Origin of the sequence: Nocardia sp. NPDC005746, assembly GCF_040630785.1 — a bacterium.
Taxonomy (GTDB): Bacteria; Actinomycetota; Actinomycetes; order Mycobacteriales; family Mycobacteriaceae; genus Nocardia.
On the sequence record NZ_JBEXYE010000014.1, the window covers coordinates 22,077 to 38,817 of the forward strand.

The 16,741-nt window shown below is 67.3% G+C and carries 19 protein-coding genes and 1 tRNA gene; 11 read left to right on the forward strand and 9 right to left on the reverse strand.

Annotation, left to right across the window (positions count from 1 at the left end):
• Positions 1–6: 6 nt before the first annotated feature.
• Positions 7–762 (reverse strand): EI24 domain-containing protein, encoded by a 756-nt coding sequence (locus ABZ412_RS24920; RefSeq protein ID WP_357284260.1) that lies wholly within the window; start codon positions 760–762, stop codon positions 7–9.
• A 125-nt stretch (positions 763–887) separates the two neighbouring features.
• On the opposite strand from ABZ412_RS24920, the gene ABZ412_RS24925 reads away from it, so the two are divergent.
• On the forward strand, positions 888–1,466 hold the full coding sequence (locus ABZ412_RS24925; RefSeq protein ID WP_357284579.1) for a CoA pyrophosphatase: 579 nt from the start codon (positions 888–890) through the stop codon (positions 1,464–1,466).
• A 2-nt stretch (positions 1,467–1,468) separates the two neighbouring features.
• Here ABZ412_RS24925 and ABZ412_RS24930 read toward each other — a convergent pair whose 3' ends face one another.
• Complete coding sequence (locus ABZ412_RS24930; protein WP_357284262.1) at positions 1,469–2,347, reverse strand: LysR family transcriptional regulator; 879 nt, start codon at positions 2,345–2,347, stop codon at positions 1,469–1,471.
• Between the two features lie 168 nt (positions 2,348–2,515).
• Between ABZ412_RS24930 and ABZ412_RS24935 the strand changes: the two genes are divergently transcribed.
• The 3 genes from ABZ412_RS24935 to ABZ412_RS24945 are packed head-to-tail and all read left to right on the forward strand — an operon-like array spanning position 2,516 to position 6,212.
• Positions 2,516–3,715: an MFS transporter gene (locus ABZ412_RS24935; RefSeq protein WP_357284265.1), complete on the forward strand. Its 1,200-nt coding sequence runs from the start codon at positions 2,516–2,518 to the stop codon at positions 3,713–3,715.
• Positions 3,708–4,676 carry a LysR family transcriptional regulator gene (locus ABZ412_RS24940; protein ID WP_357284267.1) on the forward strand — a complete coding sequence of 323 codons (969 nt, stop codon included), beginning with the start codon at positions 3,708–3,710 and terminating at the stop codon, positions 4,674–4,676. The genes ABZ412_RS24935 and ABZ412_RS24940 overlap by 8 nt, the downstream gene beginning before the upstream one ends.
• A gap of 6 nt (positions 4,677–4,682) precedes the next feature.
• Positions 4,683–6,212 carry an FAD-dependent monooxygenase gene (locus ABZ412_RS24945; protein ID WP_357284270.1) on the forward strand — a complete coding sequence of 510 codons (1,530 nt, stop codon included), beginning with the start codon at positions 4,683–4,685 and terminating at the stop codon, positions 6,210–6,212.
• 49 nt (positions 6,213–6,261) lie between these two features.
• On the opposite strand, the gene ABZ412_RS24950 is transcribed toward ABZ412_RS24945, so the two are convergent.
• The 4 genes from ABZ412_RS24950 to ABZ412_RS24965 all read right to left on the reverse strand — a co-directional run bounded on the left by ABZ412_RS24950 (position 6,262) and on the right by ABZ412_RS24965 (position 8,521).
• Positions 6,262–6,831 carry a hypothetical protein gene (locus ABZ412_RS24950; protein ID WP_357284273.1) on the reverse strand — a complete coding sequence of 190 codons (570 nt, stop codon included), beginning with the start codon at positions 6,829–6,831 and terminating at the stop codon, positions 6,262–6,264.
• A 121-nt stretch (positions 6,832–6,952) separates the two neighbouring features.
• Positions 6,953–7,351: a PPOX class F420-dependent oxidoreductase gene (locus ABZ412_RS24955; protein ID WP_357284275.1), complete on the reverse strand. Its 399-nt coding sequence runs from the start codon at positions 7,349–7,351 to the stop codon at positions 6,953–6,955.
• 148 nt (positions 7,352–7,499) lie between these two features.
• Positions 7,500–7,895, reverse strand: coding sequence for a DUF6463 family protein (locus ABZ412_RS24960; RefSeq protein WP_357284278.1), 396 nt, complete (start codon positions 7,893–7,895; stop codon positions 7,500–7,502).
• Entirely contained in the window at positions 7,892–8,521 is a 630-nt protein-coding gene (locus ABZ412_RS24965) for a DUF2867 domain-containing protein (protein WP_357284281.1), read from the reverse strand. The genes ABZ412_RS24960 and ABZ412_RS24965 overlap by 4 nt, the downstream gene beginning before the upstream one ends.
• A 94-nt stretch (positions 8,522–8,615) precedes the next feature.
• Between ABZ412_RS24965 and ABZ412_RS24970 the strand changes: the two genes are divergently transcribed.
• The 4 genes from ABZ412_RS24970 to ABZ412_RS24985 all read left to right on the forward strand — a co-directional run bounded on the left by ABZ412_RS24970 (position 8,616) and on the right by ABZ412_RS24985 (position 11,153).
• Positions 8,616–9,200, forward strand: coding sequence for a TetR/AcrR family transcriptional regulator (locus tag ABZ412_RS24970; protein ID WP_357284284.1), 585 nt, complete (start codon positions 8,616–8,618; stop codon positions 9,198–9,200).
• 1 nt (position 9,201) lies between these two features.
• Positions 9,202–9,909: a ubiquinone/menaquinone biosynthesis methyltransferase gene (locus tag ABZ412_RS24975; RefSeq protein WP_357284286.1), complete on the forward strand. Its 708-nt coding sequence runs from the start codon at positions 9,202–9,204 to the stop codon at positions 9,907–9,909.
• A gap of 173 nt (positions 9,910–10,082) precedes the next feature.
• A complete protein-coding gene (locus ABZ412_RS24980) occupies positions 10,083–10,517 on the forward strand; it encodes a YdeI/OmpD-associated family protein (protein WP_357284289.1) in 435 nt (144 codons plus the stop codon).
• Between the two features lie 108 nt (positions 10,518–10,625).
• On the forward strand, positions 10,626–11,153 hold the full coding sequence (locus ABZ412_RS24985; RefSeq protein ID WP_357284291.1) for an AAA family ATPase: 528 nt from the start codon (positions 10,626–10,628) through the stop codon (positions 11,151–11,153).
• Between the two features lie 96 nt (positions 11,154–11,249).
• Here the strand turns inward: ABZ412_RS24985 and ABZ412_RS24990 are convergent, their stop codons facing one another.
• Positions 11,250–11,552, reverse strand: coding sequence for a hypothetical protein (locus ABZ412_RS24990; protein WP_357284294.1), 303 nt, complete (start codon positions 11,550–11,552; stop codon positions 11,250–11,252).
• Positions 11,553–11,720: 168 nt separating this feature from the next.
• Here ABZ412_RS24990 and ABZ412_RS24995 point away from each other — a divergent pair, with 168 nt between their 5' ends.
• The 3 genes from ABZ412_RS24995 to ABZ412_RS25005 all read left to right on the forward strand — a co-directional run bounded on the left by ABZ412_RS24995 (position 11,721) and on the right by ABZ412_RS25005 (position 14,361).
• Positions 11,721–12,119, forward strand: a complete 399-nt coding sequence (locus tag ABZ412_RS24995; RefSeq protein ID WP_357284296.1) for a DUF4870 domain-containing protein — start codon at positions 11,721–11,723, stop codon at positions 12,117–12,119.
• 95 nt (positions 12,120–12,214) lie between these two features.
• Positions 12,215–12,727 carry a DinB family protein gene (locus tag ABZ412_RS25000; RefSeq protein WP_357284299.1) on the forward strand — a complete coding sequence of 171 codons (513 nt, stop codon included), beginning with the start codon at positions 12,215–12,217 and terminating at the stop codon, positions 12,725–12,727.
• A gap of 215 nt (positions 12,728–12,942) precedes the next feature.
• Positions 12,943–14,361, forward strand: a complete 1,419-nt coding sequence (locus ABZ412_RS25005; protein ID WP_357284302.1) for a serine/threonine-protein kinase — start codon at positions 12,943–12,945, stop codon at positions 14,359–14,361.
• A 7-nt stretch (positions 14,362–14,368) separates the two neighbouring features.
• Here the strand turns inward: ABZ412_RS25005 and ABZ412_RS25010 are convergent.
• Both ABZ412_RS25010 and ABZ412_RS25015 read right to left on the reverse strand, forming a co-directional pair.
• Positions 14,369–14,444: transfer RNA gene (locus ABZ412_RS25010), tRNA-Lys, on the reverse strand.
• Between the two features lie 108 nt (positions 14,445–14,552).
• Positions 14,553–16,364: a biotin carboxylase N-terminal domain-containing protein gene (locus ABZ412_RS25015; protein ID WP_357284581.1), complete on the reverse strand. Its 1,812-nt coding sequence runs from the start codon at positions 16,362–16,364 to the stop codon at positions 14,553–14,555.
• Positions 16,365–16,741 lie beyond the last annotated feature (377 nt).

Consider the following 16,741-nt stretch of genomic DNA (forward strand, 5'->3'; position numbering starts at 1 on the left):
GCGGGATCAGGCCCGGGTCGGTTCGCCCAGTAGTTGACGGCTCAGCAGTGTGGCCCCGGCGACCGCCCCGGGCATGAGGAACACGGCCACCACCGGGATGAGGAACGCCGCCGCGAGGGGTGCGCCGAAGCCCCAGGCCACGGTCTTGCGGGAGCGCAGCATGGCCATCTGCTGGTTCAGCTGCACTCCGCGTCGTTGCAGCGCAACCGAAGTCAGCTCCTGGGTCAGGAAGAATCCGGTGACGAACACCGCCAGCACGGGAATCACCGTCTGCCCGATGACGGGCACGAACCCCAGCACGAACAGCAGTGCCGCCCACAGCATGGCCCGCACCAGGATTCGAGCGCTGTCTCGCACGGACACCCACAGCTCGACCCACCAGGCCAGCCCCGATTCGGGCGCGGTTCCGTCCGGCGAGACCGACCGGTCGACCCGCTCGGAAATCACGTCGTAGAACGGCGATCCGATCAACAGGGTGACCGCGGTGAAGGTCAACGCCGCCACCAGCACCGCCAGCGCGATCAACGCCACCATCAGCGCTGCGCGGAACAACCCCAGCCAGGGGCTCGGCCACCCATCCGCGAACGGTGTCAGCGTCTCCGCCACATCTCCGCCCCAGGCGATCACCCCGACCAGTGCGGCGCCGTAGATCGCCAGCGTGATCAGCGCGGGCACCAGCCCCAGCCCGTACTCCCGGCGATGCCGTGCCACCCACCGCTGCCCCGCCAAGAACTGGGCAAATCCCATCCCGAAATCGCGCATGCCGGAACGATACTGGCTGCTTGACGGTGGGTGTCGCGGCGATCTAGGTTCGGCGAATGCCCGTCGACCAGGACAGCAGCGGATACCGCTGGACCGACGTGCCCGCGGCCCGGTTGCGGGACGCGATGGCCGAGGCGCTCGACGCCTTCCCGCGCCGGACCGTCGACCCGGAAGGCCGCAAACCCGCCGCGGTGCTGATCGCGATCGTCGACCGCGGTGCGGACCAAGGCATCTGGCTGACTGAACGCGCGCCGAGCCTGCGCGCCCACGCCGGCCAGCTGGCCCTCCCCGGCGGCCGCCTCGACCCGGGCGAGGACCCGCAAGCCGCGGCCCTGCGCGAACTTCACGAGGAACTGGGCATCGCCCTGCCCCGATCGGCCGTCCTGGGCCTGCTCGACGACTACCCGACCCGGTCCGGCTACATCATGACCCCCGTCGTGGCCTGGGTCGGCGACCCGCCGGCCCTCGCCCCGAACCCCGCCGAAGTGGCTTCCGTGCACTGGATCCCACTGGCCGAACTCGACGTCAACCCGCGTTTCGCCGCCGTCCCTGGTTCCGACCGCCCCACCATCCAGCTCCCGCTGCTCGGCGGCCACCTGCACGCCCCCACCGCCGCGATCCTGCACCAGTTCCGCGAAGTGGCCCTGCATGGCCGCGCGACCCGCGTGGACCACTTCGATCAGCCCCGCTTCGCCTGGGAGTAGGTCTATGCGCCGCGTAGGTCGGTGAGGACTTGGGCGAGGGCGCGGATGGGCTCGGTGTCCGCGTCGGCGCGCCAGCAGAGGTGGTAGGTGAGGGGCGGGATGTCGGGGATGGGGATGAAGCGGACGTGCGACATCTTCCAGAATTCGGTGACGTGGGCCGGGAAGGAATGGATGATGTCGCCGTTGATGACCCATTCGATGAGGTCGTCGACATTGGTGACCGGGCGGAGGCGATTGATCGGGCGTCCGGACGGCGTGGTGAAGGGGAGGTAGGTCTCCTCCCATTCGCGGGCGTTGCCCGGCGGCATCGAGTGCAGGTAGTCGGGGTAGTCCTCGATCGACACCGTGTCGCGATCGGCCAGTGGGTGGCCGCGGCTGACGGCCATCACCCGGCTGTCGCTGAAAAGGGCTGGGCCGAAGGTGATGTCGTCGGGGACCGGGCCCCAGACGGCGATCACGTCGTAGTCGCCGTTGCGCAGGGACCCGAAGACGTCGGTGTAGGGGAGTCGGTGGACCTGGAGCTCCCACTGCGGGTGGCGGGCGCGGAATTCGTTCCAATAGCGGTGGAACTCGGGGATGTTGAACGGCAGCAGGGCCAGTTTCAAGACCGCGGTGTGCCCGCGGGCGGCCTGTTTGGCGCGCCGCACACTGCGTTCCAATCCTTCGAACAAGGGTCGCAGGTCGTCGCGTAGTTGTTCGCCGACGGAGGTGAGCCGCACCGTGCGATTGGTGCGTTCGAACAGCAGCGCGCCGATCTGCCGCTCCTGCTTCTTGATCGCCTGCGTGATGCGCGCCGGGGTGACATTGAGTCGTTCGGCGGTTCGGCCGAAGTGCAGTTCTTCGGCCAGCGTCAAGAAGATCTCGATCTCGCGCAGCTCCACGGAATCCCTGTCTCGTTAACTCCGCGGTTAATGCGGCATTGCTGGTTCTGTCGTTGTTCGGCGGTGGCCGGGCGATCACTCTAGTACGTGAGCCCCTGACGCCCGGTGTGAGCAGGGGTTCCGTCTCGGTGACCGATCGGTCGCGATCCCTTTTCGAGGAGTTGTTGAATGACGTCCGTTGTCGGTTCTCCGACATCAGATTCGGTGGCGGAACGGGTTCCGCTGCACCGGTGGCTCGGGGTCGGGGCGGTGGCGCTCGGGACCTTCGCCATGGTGACCTCCGAGCAGTTGCCGGTGGGTCTGCTGACCTCGGTCAGCGACGCGCTGGGTGTTTCCGAGGGCACCGCGGGGCTCATGGTCACCGTGCCCGGCCTGGTGGCGGCGGCCACCGCGCCGGTGCTGCCGGTGGCGATCGGGCGGCTGGATCGGCACATCGTGCTGCTCGGCCTGATCAGCCTGATGGTGGGTGCGAACGTATTGTCCGCGTTCGCGCCGAGTTTCGGGTTGCTGCTGGCATCGCGTTTCGTGGTCGGCATCGCCATCGGCGGCTTCTGGGCGCTGGCCGCGGGGATCGCGGTGCGCATGGTGCCCGGCGAGTACGTGCCGCGGGCCACCGCGATCGCCTTCGGTGGGGCGACGGCCGCCAATGTGCTGGGTGTTCCGGCGGGCACGCTGCTCGGTGAATTGACCGACTGGCGGATCGCTTTCGGGGTGCTCGGCGGGCTCGGGCTGCTGGTGGTCGTGGCGCTGCTCGCGCTGCTGCCGCCCTTGCCCGCGACCGAGCCGGTGCGGTTGCGCACGTTGGCCGAGCAGTTCCGCAATCCGGTGGTGCGGGCCGGGGTGCTGGTCACGTTCCTGCTGGTGAGTGGGCATTTCGCGGCGTTCACGTTCGTGAGCCCGATCCTGCGGGATGTGGCCGGGGTGGATCCGGCGGTGGTGGGTCCGGCATTGCTGGGGTTCGGAATCGCCGGGATCGTCGGCAATTTCGTCACCGGGGCCGCGGCGGGACGCGATATTCGCGCGGCGCTGATCGCCATCAGCGTGGCGTTGGCGAGCGTGCTGGTGCTGGTCGCGCTGGTCGGCCACACCACGGTCACAGGGTTGGGTCTGCTGCTGGTGTGGGGTCTGACCTTCGGCGGTATCCCGGTGGGTGTGCAGACCTGGATTCTGCGTGCCGCACCGGATTCCACCGAGGCGGCCAGCGCGTTGAACGCCGCCATGTTCAATCTGGCGATCGCGTTGGGCGCATTGTTCGGCGGCCTCATCGCCGACAATCTGGCTCTCACGGCCGTGCTGTGGTTCGGTGCCGTGCTGAGTGGTCTTGCCGCGCTGACGGTTTCGCTGACCCGGTCGCCGCGGGATGTCTGACCCAGCCGAGCGGCTACCGGACCGCCGTCCCCGCTCGGTGCTGCCGGAGTTGAACATCCGTCAGCTCGAGTCGTTCCGGGCGGTCGCGGAGGAGGGCAGCATCACGCGGGCGGCGGCCCGGCTGCACACCACCCAGCAGACGCTGTCCGCGCAGATCAAACAGCTGGAGCGGGCGCTGGGAGTGATTCTCCTGGTGCGAGACTCTCGAGGGGTGAGTCTCACCGCTGCCGGCGAGATCTTCGCGGACGGCGCGAAAACCATGGTGGCCGGGTTGATGGAGCTGTCGGTGCGGTTGAATACCGTTGCGGGGCAGTCGATCAACCAGCTGCGGGTGGTGTGCTGCCCCCGTTCGACCGCGTCGTTCCTGATCCGGATCGCCGACCGGCTGGAGGCGGCCGATCCCGGGCTGCGGGTGGTGCTGGTGAGTGTCCGGTCGATGCCGGAGAGCCTGCGCGAACTCGAGTCGGGCCGGGCGGACGCGGGCCTGATGTGGCTGCCGCTCGGCGGAAACTGCCTGCGCTACAGCATTATCGGACAGGACTCGTGGGTGGCGGTGCTCGCTCGCGATCACCGGCTCGCCGGGCGGGAGCGGCTGCCGCTGGCCGACCTGGCCGCGGAGAACCTGGTGCTCCCGGCCATCTTCCTGTCCGATCCGGCCGAACGGTATTGGGCCGCCGCCCTGCGTCCCACCGCCGGGCATCCGGAGCCGACGGTGCTCGACACGGCGGACGGGCCGATCATCGCCGCCCGGCGGCAGGGGATCTGGCTCGCGCCGGAGTCCCTCGGCCGTCGTTACGCCGACCCCGCCACCAGCGTGGTCCCGATCACCGACGCGCCGCCCATCGACGCGGTGGTGGTCTGGACCGCGCGGGCGTCGGAACCGCTGATAACCGAATTGATCCGCGCGGCCGTGGCGGAGAGCTCAGCCGCGCTCGCCACCGAACCATACGAAAGGCACTGAGCGACAATGGGTGTGGAAACCGACGTCATCATCGTGGGAGCGGGCCCGACCGGCCTGATGCTTGCCGGTGAACTCCGCCTCGCGGGCGTCCGGGCTCTGGTCCTGGAACGTCACCCGCAACCCCGGCCGACTCCGAAGGCCAGCGGTCTCGGCGGCCGGATCCTGGATGTGCTGCACTATCGAGGACTGCTCGGCCGGTTGGAAGCGGCAGCGGAGGGCGGCTACCCGCCACCTCGATTTCCGTTCGGCGGTGTCCATCTGGACCTCACCGGCCTCGCCGACCCGCCGATGCGGGCACTGTCCATCGCCCAGCACGCCGTCGAACGCATGCTGGGCGAGCACGCCGACGCACTCGGCGCGGAGATCCGCCGCGGCCATGAAGTGACCGGGCTGAGTCAGGACGACTCGACCGTCACCGCGGATGTACGCGGTCCCGACGGCGACTACCGGGTGACGGCTCGCTACCTGGTGGGGTGCGACGGCGGCCGCAGCCCGATCCGCGCCATGGCCGGAATCGACTTTCCCGGCACCACCTTCTCGGAGGTCAACCGCTTGGCCCAGGTCACCATCCCCGAATCGGTGACAATCCTGCCCAACGGCGACCTCGAAATCCCCGGAAACGGCACGGTCCGTTCCGGTTTCACCCGCACCGAGCACGGCATGTTCGCCGTCGCGGCCCACGGCGGCATCCTCTATCTCCAGTCCACCGAGGACGACCCCGCCGACTACGACAGCGACGATCCGCTGACGATGGCCGAACTCGGCGCCAGTATTCGCCGCGTCCTGGGCTTCGACCTGCCTCTGGGTGAGCCGTCCCGGCTGTCCCGCTATGTCTTCCAGGACCGACAGGCCGAAAACTACCGCGCCGGACGAGTTTTCCTCGCAGGCGACGCGGCCCACCTCTTCCCGGCCACGGGCACGGCCCTCAACTGCGGTCTGTCCGACACCGTCAACCTGGCCTGGAAACTCGCTGCGGCAGTGCAGGGTTGGGCGCCCGCTTCACTCCTCGACACCTACCACACCGAACGCCACTACGCCGGTGCGCGAGCCCGTCTCCAAACCCGCGCCCAAGTCGCTCTGCGCCGAGGCGGCGACCCCGCCGCCGAGGCCCTCCGGGACGTCCTCACCGAACTCCTCACCGACGACCCCGCAGCCCACCGCCTGGGCGCCCTCGTCGGCGCCACCGACCTCCGTTACCCCACCCCCGAAACCCACCCATTGACCGGAACTTTCGCCCCGAACCTCACCCTCCACACCGACCCCGACATCGTCACCGTCGCCGAACTCATGCACACCTCCCGCCCCGTCCTCCTCGACTTCGCCGACCGCCCCGAACTCCGGGAAGTCGCCGAACGCTGGCCCCTCCGGGTCGACGTCTTCACCGCCAAAACCGACAACCCTCCCGCCGACGCCCTCCTGATCCGCCCCGACGCCTACATCGCCTGGGCAGCGGATTTCGCCGAGCCCGCCGAAACCGCGGCATCGGGTTTCCACCGGGCCCTGTCGACCTGGTTCGGTGCACCGATGACCCACTGAAACGCGTCATGCCCCGGCAAGTGATTGCCGGGGCATGACGACGGTTACGTCAGTAGATCCAGGGACCGGGCTGACCCTGGCCGGGGGCTTGCGGCGTGCTCTGCGCGGCGGGACGGAAGTAGGCGGTGGATTGTTTGCCCCACCACAGGATTACGATGGCCAGCTCGATCGCCCAGCCCAGGGAATTGATCACGATCGTGGGCACGGTGGCGCTGTCCGACATCATCGAGAACAGCATGCCGAACGTGTCCAAGCCGAACAGGACCGTCCCGGTGACCCGCGCCCAGTTCTTCCCGGCACGGCTCGCGAACGCGATCCAGATCCACAGCACAACGGTGATCACCGAGATCGCGAGCCCGATGCCGATGCCGATGGTGACTATGGTCTCGAGCTTGCCGCCGGTCAGGCTGCCGGCTTCCATTTCCCCTGCGTCCCGGCGAATCTCCGGCAGCAGAGTCAAGCCGTACAGCATCCCGACGACCGTCAGTGCGGCACTTGCCAGCATCAGGTAGAACGCATAGACCACGGTCCGAGGCGGTTCGGCTGATCGCAAGGGCCCACCCCTGAACGGATCGTAAGTCTCCGGCTTCGGATAGGACTGAAACGGCTCACTGGTCACGTCGACTCACTCTCGAACTCCCGGACCCACCGGGGCGATCCACCCCCGATGAACCGCGAGAGGATCGTACCGACCCGGCCCCCGTCCCGCCGGGCGACGAGAAATCGCCTACGCCACCTGATTACTCGGCGCGGCGGCTGGTGAAGTCGAAGGAGCCGCCGTCGATGCCCCAGGAGATGATGCGTTCCGGGTGGATTCGGATGATGGCGCGTTCCTGGTGGGGGAACGGCGGGTCGATGTCCTCGATCGCCTCGGCCGTGCCGCGCACCTCGACGCCGCGAATCTCGTACGGTTCCAGCGAAACCTGTTGGTCGACAACGAATGACACCCGGCTGCCGGACTGCACATTGCGGTACTTTCGAGTGGCGACCATCCGCATGCCGCCGATGTCGATGGTGCCGTCGGCGTTCACCCGGTAGCTGGTCGGATTGTTCTGCACCACACCGTCGGCCGACACCGTCGCCAGCCGGCCGAGCCCGGCCTCAGCGAGGAACTTCTGTTCATTGATGGTGAAGCTCATGTCGATTACTCCTCGTCGGTTACCTGCAATCTAGCAGCGCTAGATTATGGAGCAACGGTAACATGGGCTCGAGAGCTTGTCTAGCGTTGCTAGATCTCAGTTCTTCGCGAAGAAGTCGAGGTCGAATAGGTCGGAACGATCGTGGCCGTTAACCGGCTTCAGGTGTCGGGGCGGGGGCGGGATGTCGGGCGCCCGCCACCAGTAGACCGGTCGCCACCGCCATGATCGGCCATGGCGTGAGCGGCATGATCACCGCGCCCAGGATGGTCCAGGCCCCGAGTATCCAGGCGATGAACGGCGGTGGCGTGAGGGCGCGCCGATCCAGCCACAGCACGATCAGTCCGACGGTGGCCAGCGGAATTCCGAAGCTGTCCAGCGAAAGCCAGAGTGCGCTGTTGGCGGGGCTCATCGCGGACAGGTCGTCGTGCCACAGGGCGCCGCTGAACCAGTCACCGGCATGGCGCGCGGCGCCCTCGAGGGTCAGGGCCAGAGTGGTGTGCGCGGCTCCGAAGAAGACGATGAGCCGACCCGCCCACGTGATCACCGGACCTCCTCGGTCGAGCCCCCGGCGTCGCCGCCCCCGATCGAATTGTGTTGGCGCCACAGACGATCCCATCGGCGCAGCATCGCGGGATAGACGATGAGCAGACGGAACGGTTCGATGCCGGCCAGGTACAACCGGCCGCGGAGTCCATTCGGTTTGACCAGGACCGCCATCCGCAGCTCGTACCCGTCGCCGGTCGGGACCCAGCCGAGGTGCGCCACCCCGTGCACGGTCTTGTTCGCCAGCTCGAGCGCCGATTCATCATGGGTTTCGTACAGCGTCGTGAACGGGGTGCCCGGCACGGTCGGACCGGCCGGCTCCTGGCGCAGGTCGTCGGGCAGCCGGTCGCGTAGTGACCGAACCCGGGTCCCGAGTCCAGCGCCGGGATCGTCCCAGCTCAGGAGGGCGCCGAGCCGCCAGCGCACCGCGAAGAGGAACCGAACCGGCGGGGACGCGGTGGATGGGCCGCCGTCGGTGTCGAGCAGGGCGAGAGCGACCGGGAAGTCGTCCGCTCCGGCGCCGGGCGCTCGAAAGGCCCAGACGTCCTGTATCTGGAAGTCGGGCGCGATTTCGTGGATCCGCCATGGCATTTCGGTGTGCGCGGCACGGGGGAGTCGATTGGACATGACACCGTCCTCAGTGGGTTATACGGTTGCGTATAATGTGAGGCTAGATCAGTTATACGGTTCCGTACAACGTTGGAGTGGGGTGGATCACGGCATGGGTGCGCTGCGCACACCGCGCGAGACATGGATTGACGCCGGGTTGAGCGCCTTGGCCACCGGGGGCGTCGATGCTGTGCGCATCGAGACCCTCGCCAAGGCGCTCGGGGTGACCAAGGGCGGGTTCTACGGCTACTTCGCCGATCGTGAGGCGCTGCTCACGGCGATGCTCGACACCTGGGAGCACGAAGCGGTCGACAATGTGCTCGAGGAGGTCGAGCAGGCCGACGGCAGCGTTCTCGACAAGGCCCGGTTGGCCGGTCGCCTCACCTTCTCGGATGGCCGGTTGCTTCCCATCGACCTGGCCGTGCGTGACTGGGCCCGCCGCGACGCCGCCGTCGCCGAACGCCTACGCCGAGTGGACAATCGGCGCATGGACCTACTGCGCGACGCGATCGGCACCGTCTGCTCCGATCCCGCCGAGATCGAGGCTCGCAGCCTCCTCGCCTTCTGCGCGGCCATCGGCAGCCATTTCCTCGCCGCCGATCACCCCGGCCGGACTCGTGAAGAGGTCATCGCGCGAGCGGGAGACCTGATCCTGAACCGTTCGACGGGCGAGCGCCCCGACGGCGCGGGTGCGTGAGATGGCCATCGATGAGGTGCCCCAGGGCAAAAGTGGTGCGGTGCACGGGATCTTCCAGGGAATCGCCGAGTACTACGATCGGATGAACCGGGTCATGACTCTCGGCCGTCATCGCCGGTGGTGTCGTGAGGTCGCCGAGCTCGCCGCACCGCCCGCGGGCGGGAGCCTGCTCGATCTCGCCACCGGCACAGGCGTGATCGCACTGGAGGCCGCCCGCGCCTATCCCACCGCCACCGTCACCGGCGCCGACTTCTCCGAGCGGATGCTGGAGCGCGCCAAGACCAAGCCGGGGGCTGACGCCGTCCACTGGCAGCTCGCCGACGCCGCCGACCTGCCCTTCGGCGACGAATCGTTCGATGCGATCACCGAGGGCTACCTACTGCGCAACGTCGAAGACCTCGAAGGGGTGTTGCGCGAACAGCAACGGGTGCTCCGACTCGGCGGTCGCATCGTCATCCTCGAGACCTGCCCGCCCAGCGGTCCGGCGAAGCCGATCGTGGAGTGGGGATTACGCACAATCGTGCCGCTGCTCGGGCAGGTGTTCTCCGGCGACCGCTCGTCGTACACCTATCTCGAATCCAGCACGCGCGCTTTCGAATCCCCGCGACAGGTCGCGGATCTGCTGATTCGCCTGGGTTTTCGAGACATAGGCTGGCGGAAGAAGTTCTTCGGAACCAACGTCATCATGTGGGCCACCAAGGCGCGCTAGCGCGTCGGCGGCACACCGGTGTCGGCTGTGCACTGCGCTGCGCGGCACGAGGATCGGCCCGTGCCGCGGCGGTTCCGGACGCGGCGATGATCCTGGTGTAGGAAGTGGGAGCGGCAATCGGAGCCGGGCGTGCCGGATCCGCGGTGAGCCCGCAGAACCACAGGAGAAGGAACATGAAGTTTCGGGCCATCGTCGAGCCGCCGGAGCCCATGCGCGGCTTGGAAGTTCCGCCCGAGGTAGTGGAAGCGCTCGGCGGGGGCGCCCGCCCGCCGGTGACGATCACGCTCAACGGCCACTCCTGGAAGAGCCGGGTCGCCATCCTGCGCGGCCGCAACCTACTCGGTCTCAGCAATGCCAACCGGAAGGCCGCCGGTGTCGAGATCGGCGACGAAGTCGAGGTCGAAGTGCGGCTCGACTCCGAACCCCGAGTCATCGTCGAGCCCGACGACTTCACCCAGGCCCTGAACGCCGACCCCGCGGCCCGCGCCGCCTACGACAACCTGTCCCACAGCCGTAAACGCGAGCACGTCCACGCCATCGAGAGCGCCAAGAAGCCCGAGACCCGCCAACGCCGCATCGAGAAGGCCATCGCCACCTTGCGGGGCTGAAGTCGAGAAGCGAATAGGCGAGCCGCGCGAGCCCGTTCAGCGCAGAGCCGATCTGCGCCCTGGCGCCAGAGGGCTGGTCGTACAAGAACATCGAATCGAAGGAGTCGAATGCGGATCGGGGTATCCGGACCACACGGGACCGGCAAGACAACGCTGGTTCACGAACTGTGTTCCCGCTTCGACGAACTCACGCCGATCGAGGAACCGTATGTCCTCCTCGAGGAAGACGGCTACGACTTCGAATACCCGCCCTCGCGCGCCGACTACCGAGCCCAGCTGACCCGCTCGATCCAACTGCTGACCAGCGAGCCGGACGGATCCGTCTTCGACCGAACCCCCTTGGACTTCCTGGCTTACCTGTCAGCGACCGGCCTCGACCTCGAGTCCGCCACCACTCCCGCCACAGTCCGAAATGCCTTGGCCACACTGGATCTCCTGGTCCTGGTGCCCATAACCCCCGAAACCGAGCGGCTCCTGCCCCCGGCCGAGATGCTCGGTCTGCGCCACACGGTCAACGACACGCTCCTGGAGTTGGCCTACACCGACCCGCTGCACCTCCTCGCCGACATCCCGGTGATCGAGTTGAGCGTCCCCCTGGCGGATCGAGTCGAAACAATCGGCGCCATGATCCGGTAACCCAGGCAGCGGAACTCGATAGCGGCGCAGCAATTTCGGGCGGCCTACTCATATCCGAACCACAGCACTCGGATGCGGTCGCAGGTCACCCGGTTGCTAATGATCGGTTCGTCGCTCGTCGGTGTACCAGTCCGGTGCCGGTTCGACCGCCTGCAGAAGGCCCCAATCGATGTGGGCGAAGTAGCGCTGCTGACGTCCGGTATCGGGATCGGTCGCGGTGAAAGCAACCACGTCTCCGACCGCACCGAATCCGTCTACGAAGTCAATTGGGCCGAGGCTGGATTCTTGCAGCTCCTCATTTGTGCACGACCAGGGCGTCAGATCAGCAACGGAGTCGTTCATCGGGTGCAGCATCGCCAATTGGTAGTCGTACAGCGTCATGACAGGCTCGCCGGCCATCATCCCTCCCCGTCGGCAGAATCCCCACGAATGTACCGGCGTCGCTGAAACGCACTCGTCTGCTTCTGGACGATTTCTGTGCGCGGCACTGACCCCGCAGCCAATGGACCTGCGGGTTCATGCTGAAGTTGGGATCGGTAGGGGGCGTGCGCGGCATTTACTTACGCCATGACATTTTCTCAGCCTCCCGCCAACCAGCCGCAGTCCACCGGCCTGGACAAGAAGACCAGCGCGATCCTGTCCTACGCGCTGGGCTGGCTCACCGGAATCATCTTCCTGTTCCTGGGGAAGAACGACCCCGACGTGAAATTCCATGCCTCGCAATCGATCGTCTTCTTCGGAGCGGTCTCCGTTCTCAACTTCGTGCTGAGCATCGTCGGGTCGCTGCTCGGGGCGCTGGGGATCATCTTCAGCCTCGCCGGGCTCGCGGTCGGGCTCCTGGCGCTCGTCGTCTGGATCATGGCCATGGTGCAGGCGAACAACACCGGCGGTGTCCGCGCGCCGCTGCCCATTGTCGGAAAGTTCATCGCCCCGTATGCCGATCAGCTGGCCGGTTCGGTCAAGTAGCGGCGAAGATCAACGGCCCGAGGGGATCTCGGGCCGTTTTGGCGTTTCCGGGGAAGGCGCGGGCGGCCGGCGTGGGAACGGGTGAGAATGATCGAATGGAGTCGATCGAGCGGGCAGAGACGCCTCGGGTTGCCGGGGAACACGAGACGCTCGGCAGTTTTCTCCAGTTTCAGCGGGATACCTTGGCGTGGAAGTGTTCAGGGCTCTCGGATGCCCAGCTGCGGCAGCGGGCGGTGCCGCCGTCGGCGTTGTCGTTGCTCGGACTGGTTCGTCATATGACCGACGTGGAACGTGGCTGGTTCGCCCGCACGCTCGGGGGTGTGGACGCGCCCGCGTTCTACTGGGGCGCCGAGCGGTCGGAGGATGTCGACTTCGACGTCGACGATGCGGATGTGGATGAGGCGTTTCGCCTGTGGCACGAGGAATGCGCTCGCTCGCGGGAGATTGTGGACAGTTGTGAATCGCTCGACACGGTCGGCGATCACCAATCCGGTGACGACGGATACAGCGCGCGCTGGATCCTCACCCACATGATCGAGGAGTACGCCCGCCACAACGGCCACGCCGACCTACTCCGGGAACAGCTGGACGGTCAGACGGGCGAATAGGACCCTCGCGGGTTCGCTCCAAGGTTTGATTATCCATCGTCGACACACTGTCGAAGGTGACCCACATGCTCGCCGTCCATGACGGGGGCTGCCATCGGACCTCATGCGGGCAAGGGCGATCTGACCGTCCCGGTTGCGGGCGCCTCGGGCACCCGCATTCGAGTACGGTTGACTGGTTCCGAAGTTGCTGGGGCACTGAACCACTGGGAGCCTTCATGTCTGCGCTGGGACGACCGGGCTGGGTTCTCGGCGGCCGCTACCGGTTGATCGAGAAGCTGGGCAGTGGCGGGTTCGGGACCGTGTGGAAAGCGCGCGACGAGCGGTTGCGGGTGGATGTCGCGGTGAAGGAAGTGCTGCTCCCGCAGGCCGAATCGAGCGCACAGCACGCCGAGCGGGTTGTGCGGGCCGAACGTGAGGCCCGCAACGCCGCCCGGCTGCGCGACCATCCGAATATCGTCGGCGTTCTCGATGTCGTCACCGACGGCGGGACGCCGTGGATCGTCATGCGCCTGGTGTCCGGCCGATCCTTGAAGCAGCGACTCGACAGCGACGGGCCGGTGGACGTCACGGAAGCCGCCGCCGTCGCCGTCGCCTTGTTGCAGGCCCTGCGGGCCGCCCATGATGCCGGCGTGGTCCACCGCGATGTCAAGCCGGGCAATATCCTGCTCGCCACCGGCGGCGAGGTGCTGCTCACGGATTTCGGGACCGCCCGCCACCACTCCGATCACACGCTGACCGCCAAAGAGACGCTCATCGGTTCGTTCGAGTACATGGCGCCCGAACGCATCGACGGCGACGACACGCCCGCCGGTGACCTGTACGCCCTCGGCGTCACGCTCTACCAGGCGGTGGAGGGGGTTTCGCCGTTCCGTCGCGACACCATTCACGGAACCATGAAAGCGGTCATGTTCGGTGCGGTTCCCGCGCCGGTGCGCGCCGGGCAACTCGGCCCGCTCATCACCCGGCTGATGGATCGGCAGCCGGAGTCACGTCCGTCCGTCCCGCACGCGTTGGCCATGCTCACGGATCGGACACCGCCCGACATCGCGCCGAAATCGGAAGTACCCAAGGGAAATTCGCGACCATCGGGCACCGGCCGTAGGCGTGGCGAGGTCGGCCAGTTGCTGGCCCGGGCCCGAGATCATCAGAAGCGCGGCGATATCGGCGAAGCCGAACGGCTACTCCGTCAGGCCGCTTCGATGAACGACACCCTCTCCATGTCCTTCCTGGCGCGACTCCTCGAAAACCGGGGCGCCCGCGCGGAAGCCGAACGCTGGTACCGGCGGGCCGCCGAGCACGGCGATACGCTCTCGATGCTGACCTTGGGCCATATGTGCATGAAGACCGGTGACCTCGGCCAGGCCGCCTACTGGTACCGCCGCTACATCGACAATGGCCACATTCTCGGAAAAGTCCACTTGGCAACGGTTCATGAGGCCCGAGGCGAGGACGACCGAGCCGAGCTCCTCTACCGCGAGGTGGAACGAGACGGCGACATGGTCGCTCTGAAAGCCCTGGGCGATCAATGGAAATCCCTCGGGCGCACGGACGCCGCGAAACGCGTCTACCGCAAATCCGCCGAAGCCGGGTACGCGCCGGCGAAGGACGCCCTCGGGAATCTGACCTCGGGTTAGGTCTTTCTGGTGCGCCATCAGGGACTCGAACCCCGAACCCGCTGATTAAGAGTCAGCTGCTCTGCCAATTGAGCTAATGGCGCTTGCTACTTCGTTGCGGGAAGGAACTTTAGCAGGGTGGTGGCGAGAAGTGGAATCGGGTTTCTGGGAGGGGTGATGGCCCCGGCCGGGGTGCCGGGGCCGGTCCGGGGTTAGTTGATTTCGGCGAGGACGGTGCCCTGGGTGATGGCGCTGCCGGGCTCGACGGTGAGGCCGGTGATGGTGCCGGACTTGTGGGCGGTGACCGGGTTCTCCATCTTCATGGCCTCGAGCACCACGACGAGGTCGCCCGCCTCGACGGACTGGCCCTCTTCGACGGCCACCTTGACGACGGTGCCCTGCATCGGGGCGGTGACGGCATCGCCGGAGGCGGTGCCCGCGCCCGCGCCACCGCGCTTGCGGGGCTGCGGCTTCTTACGCACCGGCGTGGACGCGGCGGAGGCGGAGAACTGGGCGGGGATAGAGACTTCGACGCGACGGCCGCTGACCTCGACGACGACCTTCTGGCGCGGAGCCTCTTCGTCCTCTTCGATGGCGACAGCGCCCGTGTAGGGCTCGATCGGGTTGTCCCACTCGTTCTCGATCCACTTGGTGTAGACGTCGAACTTCTCGCCGTCACCGATGAACGCGGGGTTGGTGACGATATGGCGGTGGAAGGGGAGGACGGTGGCCAAACCCTCGATGCGGAATTCGGCGAGGGCCCGTGCTGCCCGTTGGAGGGCTTGGTCGCGGGTTTCGCCGGTGACGATCAGTTTGGCGAGCATGGAGTCGAATTGGCCGCCGATGACCGAACCCTCGACCACACCCGAGTCGACGCGCACACCGGGACCAGTCGGTTCGCGGTAGGTGACGACCGGGCCCGGTGCCGGGAGGAAGCCGCGGCCGGCGTCCTCGCCGTTGACGCGGAACTCGAAGGAGTGGCCGCGCGGGGCCGGGTCCTCGGTGATGAGCAGGGCGTGGCCCTCGGCGATGCGGAATTGCTGGCGTACCAAGTCGATTCCTGCGGTCTCCTCGGTGACGGGGTGTTCCACCTGGAGGCGGGTGTTGACCTCCAGGAAGGAGACCGTGTCGCCCTGGACGAGGTATTCGACGGTGCCCGCACCGTAATAGCCTGCCTCGCGGCAGATCTGCTTCGCCGACTGGTGGATCTCGGACCTGACTTCATCGGACAGGAAGGGCGCGGGGGCTTCCTCGACGAGCTTCTGGAAGCGGCGCTGCAGCGAGCAGTCACGGGTACCGGCGACCACGACATTGCCGTGCTGGTCGGCGATGACCTGGGCCTCGACGTGACGGGCCTTGTCCAGGTACTGCTCCACGAAGCACTCACCACGACCGAACGCCGCGATGGCCTCACGCGTCGCGGACTCGAACAGCTCCGGGATCTCCTCGATGGTGTGCGCGACCTTCATGCCACGACCACCACCACCGAAGGCGGCCTTGATGGCCACCGGAACACCGAACTCCTTGGCGAACGCCACAACCTCGTCGGCGTCCTTGACCGGATCCTTGGTACCCGCGGCCATCGGCGCCTGCGCGCGCTCGGCGATGTGGCGGGCGGTGACCTTGTCACCCAGATCCCGGATGGACTGCGGCGACGGACCGATCCAGATCAGACCCGCGTCGATCACGGCCTGCGCGAAATCGGCGTTCTCCGACAGGAAGCCGTAGCCGGGGTGGATCGCGTCCGCGCCGGCCTTCGCGGCGGCGTCGAGGATCTTGTCGAACACCAGATAGGACTCGGCCGAGGTCTGACCACCCAGGGCGAACGCCTCATCGGCGAGCTTCACGAACGGCGCGTCGGCGTCCGGTTCGGCATACACCGCGACGCTGGAGATTCCGGCGTCCTTGGCGGCCCGGATCACCCGGACAGCGATCTCGCCTCGGTTGGCTACCAGGACTTTCGTGATTCGCGTGGTGGGCACAGTGGATCCTGTCTCCTTGCCGGGTTCGGAGGCGGCCAGCATCTCGTCGCGTTCCACGACCTTGACGCGTTCGCGGCCCTGCGGTTCGCCGAGGGCACGTTCGTGGGCGTCGAGGCGGTACCAGCCCGCCCAGGTGGTGAACGGGATGCCCTTGCGCTCCAGGAATTCGATGACGGCATCGGGGTCGGGGTGGGCGGCGGGGGTGAAGGACGGGGCGTCGTCGAGCAGGCAGGCGATGGTTTCGTTGGCGTCGCCCTTGGTGTGACCGATGAGGCCGACGGGGCCGCGCTTGATCCAGCCGGTGACATAGGTGGCGGACAGGCCGGGGATGCGGCCCGCGGTGTTGGGGACCGTTCCGCTGTCCTCGTCGAAGGGCAGGCCCGGAATCGGCTGGGAGAGATATCCGACCGCCCGGTAGA